This is a genomic window from Kitasatospora sp. NPDC001095 (genome assembly GCF_053598615.1).
The window spans coordinates 1-1,325 of the sequence record NZ_JBSFKQ010000149.1 but is presented as its reverse complement, the minus strand read 5'-3'; the positions used below and the strand labels follow the sequence as shown (position 1 = coordinate 1,325).

1 protein-coding gene is annotated in these 1,325 nt (G+C 75.3%); it reads left to right on the top strand.

Annotated features, from left to right (window positions below; genetic code table 11):
* On the top strand, nucleotides 1-1,325 hold a 1,325-nt coding region (locus ACWDBB_RS36220), incomplete at both ends, for a beta-ketoacyl synthase N-terminal-like domain-containing protein (protein ID WP_449793655.1).

Genomic DNA, 1,325 nt, shown 5'->3' with positions numbered 1-1,325 from the left:
GCCCGGGCCACCGTCGCCGCCTGCGACGTGAGCGACCGTACGGCCGTCGAGGCGCTGCTCGCCGAGCACGCCTTCACCGCCGTCGTCCACGCCGCGGGTGTGGCGGACGGGGGCACGATCGCCGACACCGACCTGCCCGCGTTCACCGACGCGCTCCGCGCGAAGGTCGACGGTGCGGCGCACCTGGACGAGCTGCTCGGCGACACCGAGCTGGACGCCTTCGTCCTCTTCTCCTCCATCGCGGGTGTCTGGGGCAGTGGCGGCCAGGCCGCCTACGCGGCCGCCAACGCCCACCTGGACGCCCTGGCCGAGCAGCGCCGTGCCCGTGGCCTCGCCGCCACCGCCGTCGCCTGGGGCCCCTGGGCCGACGGCGGCATGGTCGAGGCCGAGGCGGAGGACCGCCTGCGCCGCCGCGGCCTGCCGGTGCTGCCGCCCGCGCAGGCGGTTGCCGCACTGGCCGCCGCCGTCGCCGAGGACGAGCCCGCCGTGGTGGTGGCCGACGTCGACTGGGCGCTGTTCGTCCCCGGCTTCACCGTGGCCCGCCCGCGCCCGCTGATCGGCGACCTGCCCGAGGTGCAGCGCGCCCTCACCGGTGCCGCGCCCTCGGCCCAGCCGGACGGCGAGGCCAACGGCCTGGTCCAGCGCCTGCTGGCGCTCACCCCGGCCGAGCGTGAGCGCGCCCTGCTGGACCTGGTCCGGACCGAGGCCGCCTCGGTGCTCGGGCACCACGGCGCCGGAGCCGTCGAGCCGGTCAAGGCCTTCCGTGAGCTGGGCTTCGACTCGCTGACCGCCGTCGAGCTGCGCAACAACCTGAACGCGGTCACCGGCCTGCGGCTGCCCGCCTCCCTGGTGTTCGACTACCCGAACGCCGCAGTCGTCGCCGAGCACCTGCTGGCCGAACTCCTCGGCTCCCAGGAGCAGTCCGACGCGCCGACCGCCGTCTCCGCCGCAGACGAGCCGATCGCCATCGTCGCGATGAGCTGCCGCCTGCCCGGTGGTGTCCAGTCGCCCGAGGACCTGTGGCGACTGGTCGCCGAAGGCCGCGACGCCGTCGGCGGATTCCCGACCGACCGCGGCTGGGACCTGGACGCGCTCTACGACCCGGACCCGGCGAACCTCGGGACCTCCTACGCCCGTGACGGCGGATTCCTCGACAGCGCGGGCGAGTTCGACCCGTCGTTCTTCGGCATCAGCCCGCGTGAGGCGCTGGCGATGGACCCGCAGCAGCGTCTGCTGCTGGAGACCACCTGGGAGGCCTTCGAGCGCGCCGGCATCGACCCGGCGTCCGCGCGGGGCAGTCGGACCGGTGTCTTCATGGGCTCCAA